Source organism: Halorhabdus sp. CUG00001 (assembly GCF_009797925.1).
In the GTDB taxonomy this organism is placed as follows: Archaea; Halobacteriota; Halobacteria; order Halobacteriales; family Haloarculaceae; genus Halorhabdus.
Map to the genome: position 1 here is coordinate 790,609 of NZ_VOLB01000001.1, position 23,752 is coordinate 814,360.

General features: G+C 62.5%; 23 protein-coding genes. 12 read left to right on the forward strand and 11 right to left on the reverse strand.

Annotation, left to right across the window (positions count from 1 at the left end):
• Positions 1–15: 15 nt before the first annotated feature.
• Positions 16–345, forward strand: coding sequence for a hypothetical protein (locus FR699_RS03905; protein WP_158854207.1), 330 nt, complete (start codon positions 16–18; stop codon positions 343–345).
• 12 nt (positions 346–357) lie between these two features.
• Here FR699_RS03905 and FR699_RS03910 read toward each other — a convergent pair whose 3' ends face one another.
• On the reverse strand, positions 358–633 hold the full coding sequence (locus tag FR699_RS03910) for a PadR family transcriptional regulator (protein ID WP_154551678.1): 276 nt from the start codon (positions 631–633) through the stop codon (positions 358–360).
• Between the two features lie 539 nt (positions 634–1,172).
• On the opposite strand from FR699_RS03910, the gene FR699_RS03915 reads away from it, so the two are divergent.
• On the forward strand, positions 1,173–1,904 hold the full coding sequence (locus FR699_RS03915) for a TFIIB-type zinc ribbon-containing protein (protein WP_158854210.1): 732 nt from the start codon (positions 1,173–1,175) through the stop codon (positions 1,902–1,904).
• On the opposite strand, the gene FR699_RS03920 is transcribed toward FR699_RS03915, so the two are convergent.
• The gene (locus FR699_RS03920; protein ID WP_158854212.1) at positions 1,893–2,786 is read right to left on the reverse strand and encodes a bifunctional methylenetetrahydrofolate dehydrogenase/methenyltetrahydrofolate cyclohydrolase; all 894 of its coding nucleotides are present in this window, start codon (positions 2,784–2,786) and stop codon (positions 1,893–1,895) included. The genes FR699_RS03915 and FR699_RS03920 overlap by 12 nt on opposite strands.
• A gap of 112 nt (positions 2,787–2,898) precedes the next feature.
• Positions 2,899–4,146, reverse strand: a complete 1,248-nt coding sequence (gene glyA, locus FR699_RS03925; RefSeq protein ID WP_154551675.1) for a serine hydroxymethyltransferase — start codon at positions 4,144–4,146, stop codon at positions 2,899–2,901.
• A gap of 230 nt (positions 4,147–4,376) precedes the next feature.
• Here glyA and tbsP point away from each other — a divergent pair, with 230 nt between their 5' ends.
• Together tbsP and FR699_RS03935 are read left to right on the forward strand one after the other, a co-directional pair.
• The gene (gene tbsP / locus FR699_RS03930; protein ID WP_229770539.1) at positions 4,377–5,177 is read left to right on the forward strand and encodes a transcriptional regulator TbsP; all 801 of its coding nucleotides are present in this window, start codon (positions 4,377–4,379) and stop codon (positions 5,175–5,177) included.
• A 37-nt stretch (positions 5,178–5,214) separates the two neighbouring features.
• Positions 5,215–6,927, forward strand: a complete 1,713-nt coding sequence (locus FR699_RS03935) for a YcaO-like family protein (RefSeq protein WP_158854215.1) — start codon at positions 5,215–5,217, stop codon at positions 6,925–6,927.
• A 6-nt stretch (positions 6,928–6,933) separates the two neighbouring features.
• On the opposite strand, the gene FR699_RS03940 is transcribed toward FR699_RS03935, so the two are convergent.
• Positions 6,934–8,079 carry a DUF63 family protein gene (locus tag FR699_RS03940; protein ID WP_154551672.1) on the reverse strand — a complete coding sequence of 382 codons (1,146 nt, stop codon included), beginning with the start codon at positions 8,077–8,079 and terminating at the stop codon, positions 6,934–6,936.
• Positions 8,080–8,195: 116 nt separating this feature from the next.
• Here FR699_RS03940 and FR699_RS03945 point away from each other — a divergent pair, with 116 nt between their 5' ends.
• Positions 8,196–8,972: a hypothetical protein gene (locus FR699_RS03945; RefSeq protein ID WP_158854218.1), complete on the forward strand. Its 777-nt coding sequence runs from the start codon at positions 8,196–8,198 to the stop codon at positions 8,970–8,972.
• Here the strand turns inward: FR699_RS03945 and FR699_RS03950 are convergent.
• Positions 8,932–9,675 (reverse strand): hypothetical protein, encoded by a 744-nt coding sequence (locus FR699_RS03950; protein WP_154551670.1) that lies wholly within the window; start codon positions 9,673–9,675, stop codon positions 8,932–8,934. The genes FR699_RS03945 and FR699_RS03950 overlap by 41 nt on opposite strands.
• Positions 9,676–9,733: 58 nt before the next feature.
• Positions 9,734–11,101: a geranylgeranyl reductase family protein gene (locus FR699_RS03955; protein WP_158854220.1), complete on the reverse strand. Its 1,368-nt coding sequence runs from the start codon at positions 11,099–11,101 to the stop codon at positions 9,734–9,736.
• A gap of 144 nt (positions 11,102–11,245) precedes the next feature.
• Here FR699_RS03955 and FR699_RS03960 point away from each other — a divergent pair, with 144 nt between their 5' ends.
• The 3 genes from FR699_RS03960 to FR699_RS03970 all read left to right on the forward strand — a co-directional run bounded on the left by FR699_RS03960 (position 11,246) and on the right by FR699_RS03970 (position 16,276).
• On the forward strand, positions 11,246–12,469 hold the full coding sequence (locus FR699_RS03960) for a hypothetical protein (protein WP_158854223.1): 1,224 nt from the start codon (positions 11,246–11,248) through the stop codon (positions 12,467–12,469).
• A gap of 96 nt (positions 12,470–12,565) precedes the next feature.
• On the forward strand, positions 12,566–13,843 hold the full coding sequence (locus tag FR699_RS03965; RefSeq protein WP_158854226.1) for a heptaprenylglyceryl phosphate synthase: 1,278 nt from the start codon (positions 12,566–12,568) through the stop codon (positions 13,841–13,843).
• A 324-nt stretch (positions 13,844–14,167) separates the two neighbouring features.
• Positions 14,168–16,276, forward strand: coding sequence for a bifunctional UDP-sugar hydrolase/5'-nucleotidase (locus FR699_RS03970; protein ID WP_154551666.1), 2,109 nt, complete (start codon positions 14,168–14,170; stop codon positions 16,274–16,276).
• 154 nt (positions 16,277–16,430) lie between these two features.
• Here the strand turns inward: FR699_RS03970 and FR699_RS03975 are convergent, their stop codons facing one another.
• From FR699_RS03975 to FR699_RS03995, 5 genes are all read right to left on the reverse strand, one after another.
• Positions 16,431–16,763 (reverse strand): hypothetical protein, encoded by a 333-nt coding sequence (locus FR699_RS03975; RefSeq protein WP_158854229.1) that lies wholly within the window; start codon positions 16,761–16,763, stop codon positions 16,431–16,433.
• 53 nt (positions 16,764–16,816) lie between these two features.
• Entirely contained in the window at positions 16,817–17,476 is a 660-nt protein-coding gene (locus tag FR699_RS03980) for a DUF420 domain-containing protein (RefSeq protein WP_158854232.1), read from the reverse strand.
• 104 nt (positions 17,477–17,580) lie between these two features.
• Positions 17,581–18,252, reverse strand: coding sequence for a cytochrome c biogenesis CcdA family protein (locus tag FR699_RS03985; protein WP_158854236.1), 672 nt, complete (start codon positions 18,250–18,252; stop codon positions 17,581–17,583).
• The gene (locus tag FR699_RS03990) at positions 18,252–18,761 is read right to left on the reverse strand and encodes a TlpA disulfide reductase family protein (protein ID WP_158854239.1); all 510 of its coding nucleotides are present in this window, start codon (positions 18,759–18,761) and stop codon (positions 18,252–18,254) included. Before FR699_RS03990 ends, FR699_RS03985 begins: the two co-directional genes overlap by 1 nt.
• A gap of 2 nt (positions 18,762–18,763) precedes the next feature.
• A complete protein-coding gene (locus FR699_RS03995; protein WP_158854242.1) occupies positions 18,764–19,429 on the reverse strand; it encodes an SCO family protein in 666 nt (221 codons plus the stop codon).
• Positions 19,430–19,608: 179 nt separating this feature from the next.
• Here FR699_RS03995 and FR699_RS04000 point away from each other — a divergent pair, with 179 nt between their 5' ends.
• From FR699_RS04000 to FR699_RS04015, 4 genes are read left to right on the forward strand one after another with little or no spacing between them, the layout of a single operon-like run.
• Positions 19,609–20,274 (forward strand): nitrous oxide reductase accessory protein NosL, encoded by a 666-nt coding sequence (locus tag FR699_RS04000; protein ID WP_158854244.1) that lies wholly within the window; start codon positions 19,609–19,611, stop codon positions 20,272–20,274.
• A 1-nt stretch (position 20,275) separates the two neighbouring features.
• Positions 20,276–22,174, forward strand: a complete 1,899-nt coding sequence (locus FR699_RS04005) for a NosD domain-containing protein (protein ID WP_158854247.1) — start codon at positions 20,276–20,278, stop codon at positions 22,172–22,174.
• Complete coding sequence (locus FR699_RS04010; RefSeq protein WP_158854250.1) at positions 22,171–22,917, forward strand: ABC transporter ATP-binding protein; 747 nt, start codon at positions 22,171–22,173, stop codon at positions 22,915–22,917. Before FR699_RS04005 ends, FR699_RS04010 begins: the two co-directional genes overlap by 4 nt.
• Entirely contained in the window at positions 22,910–23,722 is an 813-nt protein-coding gene (locus tag FR699_RS04015) for an ABC transporter permease subunit (protein WP_158854253.1), read from the forward strand. Before FR699_RS04010 ends, FR699_RS04015 begins: the two co-directional genes overlap by 8 nt.
• Positions 23,723–23,752: the final 30 nt, after the last annotated feature.

Consider the following 23,752-nt stretch of genomic DNA (forward strand, 5'->3'; position numbering starts at 1 on the left):
ACCGACCCACTGGTTATGACGCTCGATGACCTCTCCGACGACGTACAGTCCCAGTACAGTGCCCTGGGCGAGGACCTCTCGGTCACCCTCGATCGTGAGACACGAAACGAACTCGCGATGCTGGATGCAGCCCTCGACCCAGCAGAGACGGACGAACTGGTCCGGCGGGCTATCCACATGTTCTTCCAGAGTACTGTCGAAACTGGCTCGCTTGACTTCCAGCTCCGAAGCGAATACGACGTCACGTACGACGAATATCTCTCGGGAATGACCTTCGACGAGATGACGGGGGGCGGCTTCCAAACCGGGAGCGGTGATCCGGACGATCGACGCTACCAGTTCTGAGCGCGCTCGAACCTACAAGTCGACGTACTGCTGTTCCCAATCGTAGCGCGCCTCGATTTCCCGGCGGCCACGTCGTGTCAGGCTGTAGTAATTCGTTCGTCGGTCACGTTGTCCCTTCTCGACGAGACCTTTATCGACGAGAGTGTCGAGGTTCGGATACAACCGGCCGTGGTGGATCTCTTTCTCGTAGTAGTCTTCGAGTTCTTCCTTGATCGCCAAACCATGCGGTTCCTCCTCCCCAGCGATGACATATAGGAGGTCCCGCTGAAATCCTGTCAGGTCGTACATCGGTAAAGTACAGGTGAAGGTTATTATCCGACTACCTTAAACATGTTGCCTCCGGACGGAGAAACGACTGGACAATCGGGGTGCAAGAGGGTCTTCTGCGCACCGAGAAAGATAACACGGATGAGAAAAGTGGACTGACTGTCTGCCAAGTGGTACGTCAGTGTTGTGGTCCTCAATCGTGTCTGGTAGTTATACTTCCAGAGCATCTGTGCCGAGCCCAGATTGCCCGCACGCAGTTCCGTTGGGGCGCGAGCCAGACACGATGAACTGAATGTCTCTACCGAGTATCGTTCGAAAGAGTGGAAAGCGTTCGCGCGGGAACCCGCGCGAACGCTTGCCGCCCTGAATTGGTCCCCGCTGACGCTTCGGCCCTCCAAGCGAAGCGTCATTTGATTGTGGGCGACGGATTTACTTAAGTTTACCGACCTCCATTCGAATCCCTCACGCATTGATGAATCAGTACCAACGTGACCGGACTGGAGTGTACGATACCGAGGACGAACCCATCGATTAAGCCAACACGGTCCAACAGTGTAGACATGAAGATCCGCGGGGAACGGGAGTGTCAACGCTGTGGGAACCGATGGTCGTACTACGAGACCGGGAGTGTCGCGTGTCCCGACTGTGGCAGTCAACGAAGCGTCGGGCTCGAAGAGCGTCGGGAACACACCGCCGGCGCCGAGTCACTGGATCTACAGCCCGCCCGGGAAGCTCTGGAATCGGAACCACTGACGACAGTTGCCCGCTTGGGGGCCAAGGCGGCTGCCGAATTCGTTCGTCAGTACGGGTTCATCCACGCAGGCGACCTTCAGGCGCTGGATTCGGTATTTCTCGCCGCCACGGAACTCCGCCACGTCGGCACAGAGCTCGCACGATCGATCCGCATCGACGAGCAGGCAGAGGCGTATTTCCTCGCGCTACTCGACGGTGCCAAAGACGGTGATCGCCCATCGCCGGCGGCAGTCCCGGACTCGCTGTGTTCGGCACACGGTCTCGCCGCCACGTCGGCTGTCGACGACTATCGTCGGGACGTTATTCGGTACCTAGAGGAGCACCCAGACGAGCAGGCCCGGCGCGTGCTTGGCGTGATCGACGACCACCGGACCCGGATCGAAGCTCTCGATGGGAACGTATCGCCGGGTGAGGCCGAGGCACTTATCGACGCAACACGGGCCGTTGGTACAGCTCTCCGGGACGAAGCAACATCGATCGACAAGGCCAGGGAGTTGCTCGACGAACTCGATCCGAACGACTCTCGCTCAGGGGAGTGAGACGGACACGTCGTGGTGGCGGCCGGCCGCTTTGACCGTGTTGTACAACAACATCGCCCGGGTCATCGGTCCGACACCACCCGGGACAGGCGTGATGGCGCTTGCTTTCTGTTTTGCACTCTCGAAGTCGACGTCACCCACGAGTTCGTAGCCCTTCTCGGTATCAGCATCGACGCGATTGATACCGACGTCGACGACGGTGACGCCATCCGAGAGCATCGCGCCGTCGATCATCTCCGGGACGCCCGCTGCAGCGACGACGATATCTGCCGCCCGGGTCTTCTCCGCCAGATCGGCAGTCCGCGAGTGGCATACCGTGACTGTCGCGTTCCCGCCCTCTGCCTTCTGAACGAGGAGATTCGCCATCGGCTTGCCGACGATATCCGAGCGGCCGACGATGACGGCGTCTTTCCCCTCCGGATCGACGTCGACGGATTCGAGGAGTTTCTGGATCCCGTGTGGGGTACAGGGCTTGTAGCGGGCGTCGCCGGCGACCAACCGGCCGACGTTTGCGGGGTGGAACCCGTCGACGTCCTTTTCGGGATCGATCCGGCGCAGCACCGACTGTTTGTCGACGTGTTCGGGGACCGGCATCTGGACCAGAATCCCGTCGACGTTGGCGTCGGCGTTGAGTCGATCGATCTCGTCGAACAGCTCCTGGGCTGGCGCGTCCGGATCGATCTCGACGTCGATGGCCTCGATGCCGACCTCCGCACAATCGTCCTGTTTCATCGAGACGTACGTCTCACTTGCGGGGTCGTCACTCATGAGCACCGTCGCGAGCGTCGGGGTGGCGTCGGCGGCCGCCAGGGCGTCGATGGCGTCGCCAAGATCGTCCCGAATTTGTTGAGCGACCGCGTTCCCGTCGATGATCTCAGTCATCAGGTAGACGGGTGTGGGGACACCTCTTGAACGTCCCGGAACGATATGAAGCGAAATGCACTCGTCGAGAACAGATGATCCGGACTCAGTAGACGAGCGCCTGGCCAGTCAACTACTCGTAGACGGGATACTCGTCAGTCAGTTCGTCGACGCGCTCGCTGACCTCGTCGATGACGGCTTCGTCGTCGGGCGCGTCGACGACCTCGTAGATCAGGTCTGCGACTTCTCGACAAGCTGCTTCGTCGAATCCGCGCGTCGTCAGGCCGGGCGTACCAGCACGGATCCCCGAGGGGTTGAACGCCGAGCGCGTCTCGCCGGGGACGGTATTGGCGTTGAGCACGATGCCGGCGTCTTCGAGTGCTTCTTCGACGTCTTTCCCGGGCGTGTCGGGATGTGATGGCCGCAAGTCGATCAACACGAGGTGATTGTCCGTGCCGCCCGAGACGAGTTCGAGTCCGTGTTCCTGCAGGCGCTCGGCCAGGGCAGCTGCGTTCGCGACAGTCTGTTCGGCGTACGCGTCGAAATCGGGATCGAGGGCTTCCTTGAACCCGACGGCCTTGCCAGCGATGTTGTGCATCAGTGGACCGCCTTGCATGCCGGGGAACACCGCCGAATCGATGTCGTCGGCGTATTCTTCGTCGCACATGATGATGCCGCCACGACCGGCCCGGATCGTCTTGTGGGTCGAGCCCGTCACGAAGTCGGCGACACCGACCGGCGAGGCGTGGACACCCGCCGCGACCAGGCCGGTGATGTGTGCGATGTCGGCCAGGTGGTAGGCATCTACGTCGTCGGCGACGTCCTGAATTGTCTCCCACTCGACCTCGCGGGGATAGGCCGAATACCCCGAGACGATGATGTCCGGGTCGAACTCCGCGGCCGTCTCGGCGAGCCCCTCGTAGTCGATGTAGCCCGTTTCGGCGTCGACCTCGTACTGCTCGACGTCGTACACCTGGCCCGCGAAGTTCGCGGGGTGGCCATGGGAGAGGTGGCCGCCGTGGGTCAGATCGAGTGAGAGAATCTTGTCACCTGGTTCGAGGACGCCGAGGTAGACGCCCATGTTCGCCTGGCTGCCCGAGTGGGGCTGGACGTTGACGTGCTCGGCACCCCAGAGTTCCGTTGCACGCTCGATCGCGAGTTCCTCGACTTCGTCTGCGTACTCACAGCCGGCATAATAGCGCTTGCCGGGATAGCCTTCGGCGTAGATGTTCGTCAGTGCCGAGCCCTGCGCTTCGAGGACGGCCTCACTGACGTGGTTCTCACTGGCGATCATCGCCAGCGTGTCTTCTTGTCGCTCCCGCTCGCCACCGAGGGCGGCCGCCAGTTCTGGATCGACCTCGCGGACGGTCTCGTGGGTCATATCTATCCCTGACGGCCCCCTCCTAAAAGGTCTACCTGTCCGCGTTTGGGAGAGCCCAGTCGACTGATCGAGCACACGCCAGACCAGCGATACCCGAAGACACACGAATGGACTCAGATCTACCCAGAGCGCGCCTGACATAATGCAACCCAGCTGATACAGGATTGCCTAGAGAATAAGATTAAACACTCTCGGTTGTTATATATAAGTATCTCATGAGCACTCAAAATATGGTAGGGCGACCACTACGCACGATTATCGCGGATACGGTGGGGTCAGCCCAGAACGTCATCGTCGTCAACCCGGCACGGGAGACGATCAGGGAACTCGTCACGACACTCGACGAACTCGATGCGCCGCCTGCAGTCGACGTCCTCGCCAACGAACGCGCACTCAAAGACGAAATGGACGACTTTTTGATCGGGAGCCTCGCTGCCGATTTGATCGATGCAGATATCCTCACAATCCGGGTGCTCGACGATCCGCCGGTAAACTCCTTGCTCGTCACGAGCGAGGCTGTTGTCTCGGTCGTCGAAGCCGGTTCGACAGCGGCAGGCCTCGGGACTGCCGAGGAGTCGTTTGTCGAGGCGACGCGTGCATTCTACGACGAACGGTGGGACGAGGCCGATCCATTCACGCTCCGAACACCGCCACTCACGGCCGTCAGATCGACCCTCGAAGACGAGCTGGGTGCTGAGACAGTCGCGGATTTCGACGCCGTCCTCGATTCGCTCTCCGTGGCCCGTGGCGACGGCGACGGACTCGACGAAGTGACCATCAGTCTGCTCGTGGCAGCGCGCAACGAGCAACTGCTCTATGACATCAGCAAGTGGGGCGAAGACGTTGGGCTCGCCAGTAAGGCCACGTTCTCGCGAACGAAGACCCAACTCGAGGATCGAGGCCTCCTCGATACGGAGAAGGTACCGATCGACGTCGGGCGCCCGCGCTTGCGGTTGTTACTCGGCACGGACGCCCTCCGGGAAGCTGACGCCAGCGAACTGGCCGAGCAAGCGATGGCACAGCTTCGGTAACGCGGCCTTTTTGCCGTTCGCGCGAGCATCCAGAGGCATGGCTGTAGGTATCGTCGGATCGGGGCCGGCCGTCGCGGCCATCGAGGCCGCACTCGAAGACGTCGACGTAGAGACACAACGGCGCCAGGCCCTCGACCCTGGGGCCGACGAGCTGGGTATCGTGGTCGACGTCGCCGGTGCGACGACCTTCGAACGCGCCAACGACACTGCCCTGGAGGCAGAGACGCCCTGGATTGCAGTCGAGCTCGGTGGGGTCGGCGGTGTCCCGGTGGTCGACGCGGCAATCACTGGCTTTCGGAGCGATAGTGCCTGTTATGAGTGTCTGGGGACCCGAGTCCGTGCAAACGTCGATCCGAGCGAACAGCCCACCAGAGCCCAGCCTCCGGCGACTGCTCGGTACGCAGGCGCAATCGCTGGCCGGGCCGTCGCAAGCGTCCTGGATCCCGGGACAGACGGCCCAGATCCCTTCGGGACCGTCATCGAGGTACCACACGCTCGACGACGAGTTTTGGCCGTCCCTCACTGTGCGTGCGGGACGGAACCGGACCGGACGATCGGCCGGGAACGGGTCGATCGCGAGGTCGATGAGTCTCTGGGACGAGCCGAGCGCGGTCTCGACGAGCGGGTTGGCCTCGTCCGCGAAGTGGGCGAAGTCTCGTCCTATCCGCTGCCGTACTACCTGGCCCAGTCCGCCGATACCAGTGGGTTCAGCGACGCCAGTGCGGCCAATCAGGCAGCGGGCGTGGCCCTAGACTGGAACGCATCGCTGATGAAAGGGTTCGGTGAAGTATACGAGCGATACGCAGCCGGCGTCTATCGACAAGCGAACTTCCAGGAAGGCACGCCAGCGGATGTAGCGACGCCGGTCCCGCCGTCGTCGTTCGTCGGCCCGTCGAAACCGGCCAAAGAGGCCACGTGGTCGTGGATCGACGGGGAGAACCTCGCGACGAGCCAAACAGTCCAACTCCCGGCGTCGCTGGCTGTCTACCCGCCACCGAACGAACGGATTCGGCCGGCAACGACCACCGGCCTTGGCTTTGGAAACGACGCGATCGAAGCCATGCTTGCGGGCCTGTACGAGGTTATCGAACGCGATGCGGCAATGCTGTCGTGGTACTCGACGTTCGAACCCCTCGGGTTGTCCGTCGAGGACGACAGCTTCCAGACGCTGATTGGACGATTGGAGGCCGAGGGGTTGTCGGTCACGACGCTGCTGCTCACCCAGGACGTCGATGTCCCGGTCGTCGCCTGTGCCGTCCACCGGGCCGAGCAGTGGCCCCGGTTCGCACTCGGATCGAGTGCGCAGCTCGACCCGACCGAGGCCGCCCGATCGGCCCTTTCGGAAGCCACCCAGAATTGGCTCGAACTGTCCCGGATGGGGCCAGAGCAAGCCGCCAGTGCCGGCGGAGCAATCGGCGAGTACGCATCTTTCCCCGAGCGCGTCAAACAGTTCATCGACGCCCCGAGTACGGTGCCAGCGACGGATGTCGGGGTGCCCGATCCGCCAGTAGGGCAAGCTGAACTCGAAGCCGTCGTCGAGCGTATCACAAAAGCAGGTATGACGCCGTACGCGACACGGCTAACGCCACGCGATATCGACGAGCTTGGTTTCGAAGCAACCCGTGTCCTCGTCCCGAAAGCCCAACCGTTGTTCCTCGGGGAGCCGTACTTCGGCGACCGGCTCGAATCGGTGCCGCCGGAACTGGGCTTCGAACCGCGCCCGGACCACGCCTTCCACCCGTTCCCGTGAGTGGCCTTAGATCGCGAGGGCCGCACGCACCATGTCACGGGTGCCGGGGCCGAGGCCGACGGCGGTCACTGCCACGAGTAGGAGATACGAGAAGCGTGGACTCTCTTCGACGAATTCCTCGGTAAACAGCCAGACGAATCCGAGTGGGACGGCGAGTTTCACCAGGAGGAACGGCCACGACGTCCCGATGACGTCGATGACCCCTGGTGGCAACACGGTATTGGTCACGTCGATAATGATCGCGTTTGCAGGGTGTTTCGCCGAGTAGGTCAGCGCCTCGGGCAGTCCGATGGCGTGGATCCAGTCGGCCATCAGCACGTTCGCAACCCCGTCGATAGCCTGGCCCCACAGCACAACCAGGCCGGCGTAGCCAGTCCCGCGATTGATCTCGGGAGCGAAGCGATCTGCCAGGACATACAGTCCGTAGGCAAACAGCGACGCCAGTCCGACCGTCAGAACGATGACTTGTGGATAGAACCCGACGTACTCGGCAGTGAGCCCGAGCATCCCCAGATAGGCCGTCGTGACCGCCAAGACGCCGATTCCCATCGCAGCGAGCGGTTTGTGTGTCGTCTCGACGATGTCGCGATCGGCCAGTTCGACGCTCGCGAGGAGTGCTGTCAGGGCGATCGCAAAGACGGTGAAGTAGATGACGGGACTGATGAAAAGCGAATTCAGCGGATACGACAGGAACGAATCGACGCCCGCTGGCACTTCGTCGGTGGCGTCCTCGACGACACGCAGCGCCCCACCGAACAGCATGAACGGCACCAACGCATACAGCATGTTTCTGTCGAGTGAGAGGTCGAGCCGTCGCAACAGCAGGAAGACCCCGATCACGAAGAAAAAGGCAGTGATCATGTAGCCGACCTCGGAGACGATGGTGTACCCTGGCTCCGCGACGACGGCGTTCCCTTGGATGGCACACTGGGCCTGATTCGACCAACTGACGAGCGTCGTCTCGCCCTGGGCCTTGATCGCACAGGCGGCGTTGTGGGCATCAGCGTACACTGGTCCCCAGAAATACTGCCAGATGAACCGATCCCAGACTGTTTTGGTGAACGCGAGTGACCCACCGGCCACCGCGAGGACAGCGACTGCGAAGGTCGCGAGCCACGCCCGGCCGGGGTTGTCTTTGACGAACTCGTTCATGAGCGGGTAGCCGAGAGCCGGGGAGTTGAGCGTTCCGGTCCCGGACGCGGACTGACAGGCCAAAGAGCGATCGGAAACCCCGCCCGTTTTTGCCCGATGGCACCGACCGGACGGGTATGGATCCGGAGGTACTTGGCGATCTCGTCGCTCCCGAGCGCCGGAGCGAGGCACTGGCCTATCGTCGGGCCGACGACAGGGCGCGTTCCCACACCTACGAGAGTTTCTGTGCGACCGCCTGGAAGACGGCGAATCTACTGCGGTTGTACGGTGTTCACGCGGGTACAACGGTCGGCATCGTCGATGCCCCGAAACGGCCGGATGGACAGCCGCCAACGGATCCGACACGACAGGCGACAACTCCCATTCCGGAAGTACTGTTGTCGTTTGTCGGGGCCGGGACTCTCGGGGCGAACGTCCAGTTCGACCCAGCGCCGCCGTTCGATGGCGGAGCGCTGCTCTGTCCGGCGGCCTGGAGCGAGGCCTACGAGACGAGTGCGGGCTGTACGACACTCGCCTACGGTGGCCCGCCGACCGACCCCGAAGTCGTCCACTTCGAGAGTGAAGTCTGGAGCGAGACCCCGATCGCTCCGCCCGAGTCGGTGTCGCCTGACGCTTCCCTCGTCACGACGGCAAGGGAATATACGCACGAAGAACTACTCGGGGCCGCACAGACCTTCATCGAGGACGTCGAACTCGAAGCAGGCGACGCTATCAGTATCGACGCCAGGTTGGGCCACCCTGGCACGATCGCGGGGGGCGTCGTCGCACCACTGGTGGTCGGTGGAACGATTCACGTTGGGGGCAACGACGTTGCCGTCCGGATCGGTGACAACGGCGTCGATCCCGACCGGATTATTCAGGACGACTCGGACGAACGAGATTCGCCAACGTGACGACAAATCCGACGAGCCAGCCGACCGGGACCGAGATACCGACCCACATCCCAACGTGGGCAACCCCGCGGAGGTCGTAGGTCCGGCGCAACCGATCGTTGATGTCGAAGACGTCGAGAAGGTTGGTGTTGATCCACTTCGCGACGGCCTCACTCTGGGCAAAGACGACGTCGGCAATCGTCGGCGAGTACAGCGCAGCGACGACCGGTGGCAAGAACAGTGCTGTCACGCCGAGGGGATAGGCCACCAACACCGTGGTGAATCGCCCGCCGACGCGGCGAAACAGGTAGGCAAGCAAGCCAGCGACGACGGCAACGAGGCTCGCGGCCAGCACGGCGATGAATCCGGCTCTGGTGAACTGGTCCCAGGCGACGATCGACAGCCCGCCCCAGAGTACCGCGAGGGCACCGACGACACCGATCGCGCCGAGACGGGCCGCGACACCGTCCAGGCGATCGGCCTGGGCACGGACCACGTACCCCAGCAGCACGAATGGGTACAGCAGGCCGATGACCGGCACGCCAGCGATACCCCAGAGGCGGTAGGTAATTCGGCTCCGCCGAGAACTGGGTGTCCACTTCCCGAGGACGGTCTCGTCTGCGTCAACCTGGCGCGGATAGACGATCTCCATCCACGTCTCGTGGAGCCGTTTGAGGTCGATGCTGATACCGGCGACCAGTCCCGACGCGTTCCCGCCCGACATGTCCCGGAGCTTTGGTACGGGCGCGTATAATTGCTACGAGGGCGAAATCGATCGGGGCTCAGTACTTCGGGTCAGCGTCGAACTCGGCGAAAAAGCGCTCCATAAACGCGTCGCGGCGCTCCTGCCAGGCGTCGAAGTTCTCGGGGAGTGTCGGGTAATCGTCGTAGATGGCTTTGAGTTCACTCGCCCGCTTGTTGACCTTGTAGGCGTCGTACAACGTCTGCCAGTGGCCGAAGGTATCTTTCAACGTCTTGAGCTTCAGGCCGAGGCTCATCGAAGCCGTACCCGACCGGCCCAAGATGTCGATGAGCTGCTGGGCGGGCAACGCCGACAGGACCTCGGTGAGATCCTCGATCGAGTGCGTGCCGCCGAAGATATTGTACAGATCCATGGCGGCAAAGCGCTTCCCAAAGTCGGTCTGGACACGGCGGTTGTACTCCCACAGCGCGGCTTCGCTGACGTCGCCCTCGGCAATAGCGTCAGCGGCAACGTCGGCTGCCCAGTGACCGGCTTTGGCCGCGCCGGGAATGCCGCCCCCGGTCGTCGGATTGACGTGTCCGGCGGCGTCGCCGACGGCGATCAGTCCCGGGGCCGTCGCGGAATCGTACGGTCGTCGGGTCGGCAACGCGGCTCCGAGCTTGTCTTTGACGGTCGCGTTCTCGAACTCGGGACGGTTTCGGAGGTCTTCCCGGAGTACCTCGACCAGTTCCATCGGCTCTCGATCCATCTGGAAGCCGAGACCCACGTTGATTTCCGTGGGCGTCCGCGGGAAGTACCAGAGATAGCCCAGTTCCTCGGTCGGTTTGAAGACGATCGCGTCGTCCCAATCGACGGGTTCCTCGACCTCGATGACCTCTCGATAGGCAGAGCAAAACTGCTGGTAGTTGACGTTCGTGTCGAACGTGGCTCCATCGAGGTCGGCTTTGTCCTGCAGGATCGACAGCACACCGGCAGCGTCGATAACGATGTCGGCTTCGTAGCGATAGTGATTGCCCTCTCGGGTTGCCTCGACGCCCTCGACCCGGCCGTTCTGGATGACGTCGCGGACGACCGTATTGTAGTGAATTTCCGCGCCGACGCGATCGGCCTCTTCGAGCAATACGTCACCGTAGCGTTTGCGGTCGACGATAGCCCCGGAGCCGGTATCGAACGGATAGTCGATCGTCTCGCCGTCCGGGATCTCGAACAGTGCGTGGTTGATGTTCTCGTTGGTGAACGATTCGTCACGGAGATACTCGAGATCGATAACATCGGGGAACGTACTCTTGCCTTTGATCGCGTCACCACAGGCGATGTGGCCGGCCTCGTCTTCGGGTTTCCGTTCGAGAAGAACAACGTCGAGCCCCTGCTGGGCAGCGGTCGCCGCGGCGAAGGTTCCGGCAGTCCCGCCCCCAACGACGACGATATCATAGACCTCTGTAGACATTGGCCGTGGGTTGTTTTGGGGGTCACAAAAACCTGCCGTGTACCGATAGTTCGGCCGTCGTCGTGACGAAAGTGTCATGGTCGGGCCGAACGCAGGCTGGAGCAGGCGATGGCCACGATCGGCCGTCGCGGTGATCCAATGGCTATGCGCAGACGACTCGCTGGCTGGCTGGCAAATCGAGAGATCGTTCCAACCGCCGGACAAGCTGTCTTCGGGTATTACGCCGACACGGGCGTATTCGACAGAGAAAGCATTCAGCTCAAGCGACTGGTCGATGAGCGGACTGAAGCGATGATTCGTGACGCGTTCGAGCCCGTCGAAGACGGACTCGCGGCGGCTTTCGATGTCGAGGACGTCACCTTCGAGTACGATACCAAACTCACGCTCCCGGCAGAGTTGACACTGGGGCAGCTATACCGGGCCGCTCGCGAGCGAGCCGGCGACGGTACCGATCCGGTCGCGTTGAGCGTCTGGGCGGACAACGCGACGACGAGCGAGGTCGACGGATCCGATGCCGTCGGTCCGATCCGCTTCCGACGGCCGATCACTGAGACGGCGTGGGAGGACGGCCCGACCGACGCCCAGGAAATCGTCGACCGTGGGGAGTACCTGACGCGGCTGGTGATCGCCGCGCTGATCGACGGCGACATGCGTGACGCGATCAACGACGAGGAGTTCGAAGACTTTGGCGTCTCGTTCAGGCTCGAACCCGGCGAGCGTGAACGCGTCGCCGAAATTGCCCAGTCGACGTTGCAATCGGAATTGGACGCGGCCTTCGACCGGTTGCCGGACGAAATCGAAGCGATATACGGCTGGGCGGTCGACATCTCCGAGCGACACCAAGAGCGGGACCCACAGTTCCGGGAGCTGCTCGCAGACGCCCAGGCCGGCGACCAGCAGGCTCGTGACCGGATTCGCGAGACGTATCGTGACGCTCCGATCACTGACCTCGATATCGCTGTCGACCGGTTTGCTGGGATCGAGGAGCTACCCTATTTGAAGACCCAATATGCCCGGGTCGGCGTCATCTACGACGGGATGATCGAGATGTACCGTCGGGCGGGACTCCCAGTCGACGACGCCTTCAAGCGCTCGATCGTTCTGGCGATAATCGGGGCACAGATCTGGCTGGACGACGTCGACGATTTCGTCGCGGATCGTGTCGATAACCAGTTGACACCTGCAACTGCCGAGTACGTCCTCGCCGCGGACGATCGGGATGCCTACGAGGCGATCGTCCAGATAAGCGAACGCTATCTGGACCTTGCCGCCGAGTACGCGACCGAAACTGACTCGCCATTGACGGGGATCGCCGCCGAGTACATCTATCGCTCGGGCGACCCGAGTGTGTTGCCGGGTCACGAATAGTGGCCCGACGGGCCGGGCCGGCTCGGTGCCCGATCTGGACTGGTGGCGTCACCGTTGTGACACGCTTTTATACCGGTGGCTTACACAGTTAGGGTAATGACGACGCTCGTCGACATCGCGAAACGGCTCGAATCGGCCGCCGCCGCGGCGACGATCGCGAGTCGGGACCTCTTCTCGGTAGACACCAACCCGGTCCCGGCAGACTGGACGCATATCACGAAGATCGACCCCGAAGACGAGAAAGAGCTTCCCTTGCTCTATCCGCTCTATCTCCAGCACACGAGTGCTCTGGAAGTCGGTGGCTCGAAGGACGTCACCGGGAATAACACACAAGAGACACTCTCACTGGTAGCCGATCGACCCGCTCCAGCCTTCCAGGAGCCGTCCGGGCCGGCCCAGGTGACCGACGAAACGCGAAAACAGGCTGAGTTTCTTGCCATTCCGGAAGTGCTCAACGGCGATGCGGAATCGCTGGTCGGACAACTCGGCCGCGGCGTCGAGCATATCGAGGAGGAAATCGCCCCGACGATGCTCGCAGAGAAATTGCCGATTCCGTTGGGTGAGACTATCGAGAATCGGCTGAGTCGCGCCGCCACGACGTGGATGCTCGAGGAGTCGATCTTCGAGGCGTACATCATCCAGAACCCCGACAGTGCAGCCGCACGAGAGGCCAACGTCGGGACAGCGGATCTACTCGAACCGACGGCGGCCAAACAGCGTGCGATGGCGGCCGAACGCTATCACGAGGCCGAGATCATCTACCTAGAGTACTCGGGAACGTTCGGTGGCGAGGAAGCCGCGGACATTCTCGACGCCGTCGACGACGGGATCGAGTGGTCGCGAATCTGGTATGGCGGTGGCCTCGACGACCGAGAGAACGCCCAGGCGATGCGTGACGCCGGTGCGGACGCCGTGGTCGTCGGGAATATCTTCCACGAGATTGCCACTGAGGAAGCCGACATCTGTGCCGACGCTGTGGCGGCACTGGATCCCGACGCGGGTCGCCCGGCCATCGAGGCCTGGGTCGATGAGGAAGTCGACCTGGCTGAAACGAGTGCCGCGGATTACCTCTCGACGATCACGTCCTTGTCGAATCCTGTCGCCCGCGCCCGCGAGTATCTGGTTGCGACTATCGAAGCGTACCTCGGGCTGTCGGCGTTGGCCGCGGACCTCGCCGACGAGGTTTCGGACGCAGCGTCACTCTCGTCGGCACTCACCGAACGTGAGCAGCTACCCGGTGAGATCGAACTTTCCAAAGTGCTGCCCGACGACGAGCAATCGCTCCCGCGGGAACTCGTCACTGGACTGCTCGCCGACCACTTCGATATCGAGGCCGACACACCGCCGGTCTCCCACATCTGCGTGACGCTATGACGGTCAGGGCGAGCAACCAGTCGATCGGTCCGTAGACTGACTCGACTAGTGCCACTGGCACCGGGCGACAGATGTGAGAGTCAATTCCGTGCGACAGGTCTCGCCAGGACGGGACTCACACCCATCAGTTCGACTGTATCGTGAGAGGATGTGTAATATAACTTCATATAAACACGCGTCAATGAATAATATTTTTCCTCTGTATGCGTGTCGACAAACGATGACTTAGCGGGAAAATCACCTCGCCTGCAGCCAGTCTCTTCCCAACGGTAGATTTCCACACAAAAAATTATATGTGGCTCGGGGCCTGGTGCTTATATTGTAATGGACTTAAAAAGAAGTAATCCAGAATCGGACGGAAGACCCACAGCCACCGTAGCGCTCTCCGGGACCGCGATCCTGGCAGCGCTGGTTGTTCTGACGGCACTGTCGGGAGCGGTCGTCGGTGCGGAACTGTCGGCGGACACGGCGCCAGCTGAGATTAACGAATCTGTCGCGCCCAGTAACGGGACGAATCTAACCATTCTCCAGTATAACGACGTCCAGACAGCGATGGCCAACCCCACAGCGATCGGCACGCTTCAAGGGGCGATCACCGATCGACAGGCCGCCCTCGACAATCCGACGCTCGTCGTGGGTGGCGGTGACGAGGTAAGCCCGAGTTCCCTCTCGGCGGTCTCCCAATGGCGTGTGCCAACGGACGCGTTGAACGTCATCGATCCGGCTGCCGAGGTCATCGGGAACCACGACCTCGACTACGGGTTCGGGCCAGTCGCTGACTTCAGTGACGAATCCGACTTCCCGTGGCTCGTCGCTAACATTCGGAGCGAAGACGGCCAGAACATCCCCGGGACAAAGAACTACACGACCGTCACACGCGATGGCGTGAAAATCGGCCTCCTCGGTCTGGTCGACGACGCCGTCAAATCGAAGACGGCAATCGACTTCGAAGAAAACGGCTACAAAGTAACTGACTTCTCGAAAGCCGGCACCCAGGTCGCCGAAACGCTACGCGAAGAAGAGAACGTCGACGTAGTCGTTGCGCTCACACACACTGGAATCCCCGAATCCAAAGAGCTCGCCAATAAGACGAACAACATCGACGTAATCGTCTCCGGTGACGACGAGGTGACGTACGGGCCGAAAGTCACGTCCGGGTCGGTCATCGTCGAGGCCGGTGGCAACGCCGAGTACCTCGGCGAAGTCAACGTCACCGTCAGTGACGATGGCGTCGGCTTCAACGATGGCCAGCTCTACAATCTCGGCGAGGGCAACTGGACGGTAAACGAATCGGCCAAAAACGTCGTCGAAGCCGGACTCAGTGCGGATCTTTCGCAGGTGGCCGGCAAAACCACGGAAGCACTCGATTCGACGGGCCGGAACTACGCAGACGACACCAACTGGGGACGCATCATCGGTGATGCGTTCATCGAGCAGACTGATTCTGACGTAGCCGTGACCAACGCGGGCGGTGTCCGCGGGAACTTCGTCATCGACGAGGGCAACGTCACGTACGACGACGTATACACGTCCCTGCCGTTCGGTAACACGCTCGTCACCAAGGAGATGACTGGCGAGCAACTCGAGAATCTCCTCGCGAGTCAAGTCACCGCGCCGACTGACAACTACGGGGCACAGGCACAGCTCCAGGTCGGTGGCGTGACGTACGAATTCATCGATCAGCCAAATGCCTCGACGGCGGTCGGCGACATCTTCGTCGACGGCGAACGGCTCGATCCGGACGCGACCTACAACGTGACGGTCAACTCCTACATGGCTGGCTGGGACGACCTCAGCACCTTGCCGACAGTCAGTGAAGACTACACGCTGTACGGTACCGCTGTCGTCAACTACATCGAAGAGCGCGGGACGATCACGCCACCAGCGGAGGACCGCATCCGCCGCGCGACCCGCATGCTCGAAGACCCGTCAGTGTCGACCGACGGCGACCTGACGACGCTGACCTACGACGTTCCGGCTGCCGTCAGCGAGATCAACGCCTCGACGTTCACCGTGATGAACGAAACTTCACAGACAGCCCCCGTCGAGGACGTGACCCTCGAGGACGGCACCCTCGCGGTCACCGTCGAGACGGAGCCGCTCGAAGAACTCTCGACGACGAGTGACGTTGTCGACGTCTACGGTCACTACGCGGACAGTGAGATCGACGAACTCCGCAACGGCCGCGAGAACTCGGTTCTCAACGCAGATGCGATGATCGAAGTCGACGACGAACCCGAACCGACAGAAACGGAAACCGAAACAGAAACGCAGACGGAAACGACGACCGCGACACCGACGGAGACGACCGAGCAGACGGACACGACTCCCGAAACGACGACAACCAGCGGCCCAGGGTTTACCGCAGTGCTGACGGTAACGGCACTGTTCGCACTATCGCTGGGTATCATCGGTCGCCAGCGTCGCGACTAATCGTCTCCTCGAATCGCTTCCCAATCACAGAGCGGTCCACTCGTTTCTCCCGCTGATTGAACGAACCGGTTCGAAAGCGGTCCTGTCCTACAACCCCCATCCATCGGCGTAGTAACGATGCTCCGAGAGCACGCGCTCAGGTGACCCAACAGCCTCAGCTGTCAGTATCGCGTTCCGTTGGTCGTTCGCTCGTCTCTGCTTGGTCGGAACGTGACCGATCGATCTGCAGTGTCTCTTTCTCGGTGGACTCGATACTGTCACCGCCGTCGAAGGCATCGAGGGCCGCCTGGCGACTGTCGGCCATCTCCTCGAGCGGGTCGAACAGAACGCTGCCCTGGCCGCTAGTGTACTCGTAGGCACTCCACTCCGGATACGTGAGGACACCGCTCACTTTCCAGACGCGGATTTGCTTGATGAGGGCGTCTTCGACGAGTTCCTCGTTGAGGCACATCTCGACGATGCCGTCGGTCATGTACGTCAGAACCATTTAATGGTCCGGGTTGGCAGAGTCCGAGCTGTCGCCGAATCCGAGAGCCCGGCTCACGCGGTCGGATCGAGTGCCGACACGATCCGATCGACGGCCGGCCGAACCCCTACTAACGCGAGAACGGTTGCATGTCGTGGTTCCCACCCATAGACGTGATTGAGCAGGACGTACGTGATGACGCCAAGCGCCAGACTCACCGACCAGGTGGCGACGGCGATCCGACCGACGCGAGCGTGGTGGGTGTCACGGAGTTCGGCAGGCGTATGTGACAGTCCGAGGACGACCGCATAGAGGACCACTGGCACGGCGACGACGGACAGGAAGATGTGAACGGCGAGCATCAGGAGATAGGCAATCTTGGGTAAGCCACTCGCGGTAATCGACTTCTCGAAGCCGCCACCGACTTTCCAGAGGTACAGGACGAGAAAGACCAATATCAGGGCAAAGGCCACGAGCATCGCCGCGCGGTGTTTTTCGACTTCGTCGCGTTTGATGTACCGCACCCCGAGCAGGATCGCACCGAGGGCCGCCGTGTTGACGGCCGCGATGAGGTGGCCAAACAGCAATACAGTGTCACGACCAAGCGCCGGAAACAGCGGGATCATACCGGTAAAGGCCCCAGCAACGAGTGCGTACCCGATCGCCGAAACGACAGCGGTGATGGCGACAGGGCGCTCACGACCCAACTGTCTGAGACGAGAACTCATACGCATAGTTGGCCCATCGAGTGCCGGAAGTATGTGCGTTGGCCCTCGGGCCGACGATTCGACAGTCCGTCCCTGTGTTTCGGGGCACCGTCCCACTCGGTAGCGGGCGATCAACTATACACGAACACCGCGAGGACAATCTGGGCACCCCCGGCGATCACGAGCACGACACCAGCGAGTTGGCTTGCCCGTTCAGCAACACCCGGCAGGCGAGCGCGCCCAGCATCGACGCCGACGGCGATAGCGACTGTCGCTGCAATCATCATGACGGCCATCCCGGTTGCATAGGCACCGAGTACGGCGATCGTCCCGGGCACGGAGAACGTTAGCGCCTGGGAGACGAGCCCCAGGAAAACCGGGGCGAGACAGCCGGTCGCGGCGATGGCGTACAGCCCACCGAAAGCAGCGAAGCCAGTGATCGTCGCCCGCCGTTGTGGGAGCCTGACTCGCCAGCCGGGCGACCACTCGGTGAGCGTGACGACGCCGAGGACGAGCAACGTGAGTCCGACACCCACCTCCAGCGTCGAGACGTACTGGGTCAACGTCTGGCCGATTGTCGCCGTCAATGCGCCAAGCACAGCGAACGTCGCAACGATTCCGACACTCGCAGCGACCCCACCCAAGAGCGCGCCGGTAACTGGTGATTTCGCCTCGGCCGGGCGCTCCCGCAAGTAATAGCCGACGTATCCCGGCAAGAGTGGGTACGCACACGGTGCAAAGAACGTCGTGATGCCGGCCCCGAACGCGAACGAGACCGTGGCCCCCAACGCGATCGTGCTCATCAGCGAACCCGCTCGATCGCCTCGCGAACGCGGTTCGCGTCCGGGACACCGGTATGTGACCATGCGGCGTTCCCTCCGGAGTCGATCACGACGGTGTGGGGCAGCGAGCCGACATCGAGCTGTTGCATGAGACGACCTTGTTCGTCGTACCCGACTGGCCAGGGTCCGCCGTGGTCGGCCCACCAGTCGATGACGTCTGCACGCATCCGGCCGCCGCCGAGATACTCACTGGTGACCGAGACGAACTGGACCTCACTGGCGTCACCCTGGGCATCGCTCAGCGCGTCGAGCGCTGGGACACAGGGTGGGCAGGTCGTCGCAAAGAGGTCCAGGACGGTCACCTCGCCGGGAGTCGGAACCTGCATCGTCCCGCCTGGGCTGGCGGCGGTCTCGAACAGATCGACGGCAACTGGATCGACGTCTCCACTGGCCCCCGAGAGAGCAACGTAGCCGCCGGTAGCGACGACCGCTGCCCCGCCAACTCCGGCAAGCAAGTCTCGGCGTCGCACGGTCACCCCTCCCGGTTGCGAAGGGTCTGGAGGTCCTCGTAGATCGGTTGCCACTGTGGGGCTTTCCCGGTATAGGCTCGCTCGACGTAATCGTCGGCGTTGACCAGCAGGATCAACGCGAAGTGCGTGAACATGTACTGGGCCATGTCTTCGGGATGGGTCCGCTCGAAGCCGACGCCGAAGGTGTCTTCGACGATGGATTTGGCGTCGTCCGGCGTGTCCGGGCGGAGGAACCGCCAGTTTTCGGACAACGACACGTCCATGCGCTTGGCGTATTGGCGGAGCCGTTCGGCGTCGTCACGATCCGGATCGAACGTGACTGCCCGGAAGCGTACGTTGTCGACCATTCCCGTTTCGATGGCTTTCGCTTGGACGCCCCGGAGTGCCGAAATGAGCCGCGGACAGACCGTCTGACAGTGGCTGTAAAAGAACGTTAGCAACTGATCGCCGTCACCGCCCGTCGTCTCGATCGCCTCGCCAGCAATCGGATCCGCAATGGTGGCCTCGGGCAGTTGCTGGCCGTACGCGGGATATTGAACGGCAGACGAGTCGTACTCACGATCCGGTTCGGCGAGATACGTCTCCGCAGTGCCGCTGGTACCGAGACACCCCGCCGTCAGCGCAGCGACCCCGCCGGAAAGCGAGCCCAGATACGCGCGTCGATGCACGATTTCGTCTCACAGCCCAGCGCATTAAACCGTTCGCTATTGGGCGTGTCTTGCATGATTCTCTGCTGTTTTCGACGCCCATTCGATCCGTGTCTCCACCATCGCGAAGGTCTCTCGGTTGGGCAATGTTCGATAGTCGAATCACTGCCTCTTTAGTGCTGGCTGTGAAGCTATCGACAATGAGAAAGGCCGAGTCTGTGATCGAATGGGGGCAGGATCTAGTCGCTGACGTCCACCAGGCGTCCGTTCGCTCACCTGCGAATGGGCCACAGACAGGCACGCAACACTCGTCGCTGACGCGGCGGCGCGTAGTCAAACTCGCAGGCGCGGGGACAGCAGTGGGACTTGCCGGCTGTTTGAGCGCGGAGACGCCCGCTCCGGTCGCGCTGACTGACGGGGACGCGTGTGACGTCTGTGGGATGGTGATTCCGCACCATCCAGGTCCAAGCGCCGAGGTATTCTACCGGAACAAAGATCCGTCCGGACACGAGAATCCGGCCCGCTTCGATAGTACCTGGGAGGCCTTCGAGTACGACTTCCAGCGACTCGATCGGGGCTGGACGCGGGCGGCCTTCTACGTCACCGATTACGCCGCCGTCGACTACGAGATATTCAGCGAGGGCGAGCGGACACTCATTTCGACACACCCGGAAGCGGCGGCATTCACACTGGCCGAGGACGTCACGTTCGTCGTCGATTCTCGCGTCGAGGGCGCGATGGGCCGTGATCTGATCGGATTCGGCACGGACGAGGCTGCCAGGGCCTTCCAAGACGAGTACGGCGGGTCATTGGCGACGTTCGACGACGTGACACGGTCGATGATCGCGGGACTGGCCCAACGTTGAGATGCGCGTCGTCGTCGTCCTTGCGGGCCTGGCGGTGGTTCTTGCCGGCGGGAGCTTGGCCTTTGCCGTCCACCCCGCATCGGGCGTCACGGTCGAGCCAGTCGCGTTCTCCGAGACCCTCACCACCGGCCTGACGGGGGTCGACGTCCGGCAAGCCGAAGACGCCGGCTACGAGGTCCCCCGCGTCGAAGTCTTCTTTTCGGAATATCAGTACGTCCGTGGCTACTATGGAGTACAATCGGCAGTCAGCGAAGTCACGGCCGATCGTACGACGCGACAGTTTGGCCGCCCCGTGGGCGTGTTCGTGACGGATTTCGCTGACGCCGGCCCGTCTGTGACCGAGGCGGGGTATCTGACTGTCGCCTCTGATCCGGCAGTAGACTGGACGAGGGCCTCGACAGCGTACTTTGTCGTCGATAGCGCGGCCCGGACGCCGGCCGGCCCGGCGATCGTTCCGTTTGGCAACCGCGTGGCTGCTCGATCGTTCGCTACCGAATACGGCGGCGAGATTCGCCAGTGGACGGACCTTCGGAGCCGAGACGATACCGAGCCAGCAGTCGCCGTCGAAAACCAGGTGACAGACCGACGAGAGTGGGCAAGTCGGACGGTCGATGATCGTGGTGACTTGCTCGATCGGCGGACGTCGATCGTCGTCGGCGAGGACGCTCCGACGCTGCCGGCCGCCATCGAGGCAGCGCCACCGAACACGACCGTTCGACTGCCGTCCGGGACGTATCGGGCGAACCTAACGATCGACAAGCCTCTGACGATTCGTGGTTCGGGGGCTGAGACACGCATCGTCGGGGACGGAAACGGGACTGTCCTACGCGTGCGGTCTCCGCGAACGGCCCTGCTGGACCTCTCGATCACGGGTGGTGGGAGCGACAACACCGGCTCACCGCCCGATGCAGGGGCAAACGGCTCCTGGGACGAGACGATCCGGAACACGTACGGCTACGGTGACGCTGCTGTCGGTCTCGATGCAGCCAACCGCTCGCTGGTTGCTGGAGTCGTCATCGAGACGCCTGCAAACGGCATCATCGCCCGTGACAGCGACGGGGTCGTCGTGGGAAACGTCTCAATCGAGGGGAGCCAGACGTGGCGCGAGGGATTTATGAGCGTGCTCGCGATCGAGTCCCGGATGGTCGTGCACAACAGCACGTTCCAGGGCGGGCGTGACGCTGTGTACACTCACCACGCAGACGGGATCGTCGTGCGAGACAACCGAATGACTGGGATGCGTTTCGGCGTCCACGAGATGTTCACATCACGGTCGCTCGTTGCCAACAATACCGTCAGCGAGACGAACATCGGTATCGTCGTGATGACCCGGCCCCGTTCGAATGCCGTCCTCGACAATCGCGTTACCGACAGCGGTGTCGGCGTCTCGATGTCGGGGAGTGCGTCGCTGACCACCGGGAACGTCCTTCTCGACAATCAGTACGGACTGGATCTGGGTACCCAGCGATCGTTGTACGCACGGAACGTCCTCCTCGGCAACGAGGCCGGATTACGGACCGGGACGATCGTGCCGACGAACCGCGTCACGGCAAACGATATCGTCGACAACGACCGCTACGTCTCGACGGGGCGCGGACCGGTGCGACTCTGGTCGGGGAACTACTGGGGGCCGATCCCGGGCCGGGATCGTGACGGTGACGGGACGATAGCACGCCCCTTCCGCCCGAGTGGGGTCGTCGATCGAACCGTCGGAACGAGCGACGGTAGCGGGACACTTGCACGCTCGCCGGCCGTGGCCGTCCTCCAGCAATTCCAGGCGTCGGTCCGCGGACTGCGAAGTGCCAACGTCGTCGACGACGCGCCACGCAGCCAGCCGGTTCGACACGAGGAACTGACGGCCGCCCGAAATGCAACGACCACACGAGCGGGACACCCATGAGCGAAGATCACACCCCAGCACTCGAATTACGCGACATCACACACGCCTACGGCGACGTATCGGTCCTCGAGGACGTTTCAGTCACGGTCGAACGTGGCTCGGTCGTCGCCTTGCTCGGGCCAAATGGGTCGGGGAAGACGACGCTGTTGTCGATCGCCACGGGACTCCGCGATCCAGATTCCGGGTCAGTTTCCCGTAGACAGGCCGCCGCCCGGACAGTCGGATACGTGCCCCAGCGACCGGCCTTTCGCCCACAGTTCAGTGTCGCCGAGACGATCGAATTCTACGGGACACTCGTCTCGGGGGCTGTCGATGTCCCGGCAGTTCTGGATCGCGTCGGATTGACGGCCGTCGCGGACCGCCACATCCCGGCCCTCTCGGGCGGGATGGTTCGCCTGCTCGGTCTCGCCCAGGCGACGATCGGGGAGCCCCCACTCCTGACGCTCGACGAACCCGCGAGCGGACTCGACCCACAACTCCGCCATCACATCGCGGATGTGATTGTCGACATCGCTGCGGATGGCACGGCAGTCCTCCTGGCGACACACGACCTGGCTGCGGCCGAGCGTATTGCCGACGAGATTCTCGTCCTCGACGGCGGCTCGATCGTCGCCCGGGGTAGTCCGGCACACTTACGCGAGCAAGCCGACACGGACTCTCTGGAAGGGGCCTTCGACGCGATCCTCGAGAGGGACGGACTGGTCGGCGTTCGCGCAAGCGCGGGCGGTGAGACAGATGACTGACCAGCGCCGGCGAACCCTGTCGGTCGCCCAGCGATCCTTCGAGTCAGTCTTGCGAAATCGAACGCTCGTTGTTGTCGCTGTAGGGTACGCCCTCTCGATAGTCGGGTTCGCCTGGGTGAGCAGTGGTGGCGGGTATCTCGCACTCTCGCTCAATCTGTTGACGCCACTGGAAGTGCTGGTCCCACTGGTTGCTTTCGCCGTCGGGTATCACTCGATTCTGGGCGATCGCACTCGCGGGGAACTCGCCGTCTTCCGGACCTACCCGCTCTCCGGTCGGTCCTACGTCCTCGGCGTGTATCTGGGTCGGCTGGCCGCGCTGCTGGTCGCCGTGTTGGTACCACTTGTCCTTGCCTCGGGCGTCGTTGTGTTCTTCCAGGAAGAGTCCGTCTCGGTTATCGCATCTCACGAGACCGTCGACACGCCCATCGTCTACGTCCGGTTGTTCGTACTGACAGCCGCTTTCGCCGCGACAGCCCTGGCGGTCGCGATCGGCGTCTCCGCGCTGGCTGGGTCCCGCGCTAGCGGAATCGCACTGTCGATGGGCGCTGTCCTCACACTCTTGGTGGGCCTTGACTTCGGCCTCGTCGCTGGACTCGCCACTGACCTGATCGGGGCTGGAACACTCGAGGCGCTCCTTGCGGTCAGTCCCCTCTCGGCGTTCCGGGGGCTCGTGCTGGAACTCGTCGTAGCCCCGATCGCTGCCGAGCCCATCGCCGGCGGTGTTCATCCAGTCTGGGCGATGCTCGGATTGGCCATGTGGACGATCGGCCCGTTGGCGGTCGCGAGTCGGTTCGTCTTCCGGTAGCCAAGTGGCATCACCTATAAGCCACTCACG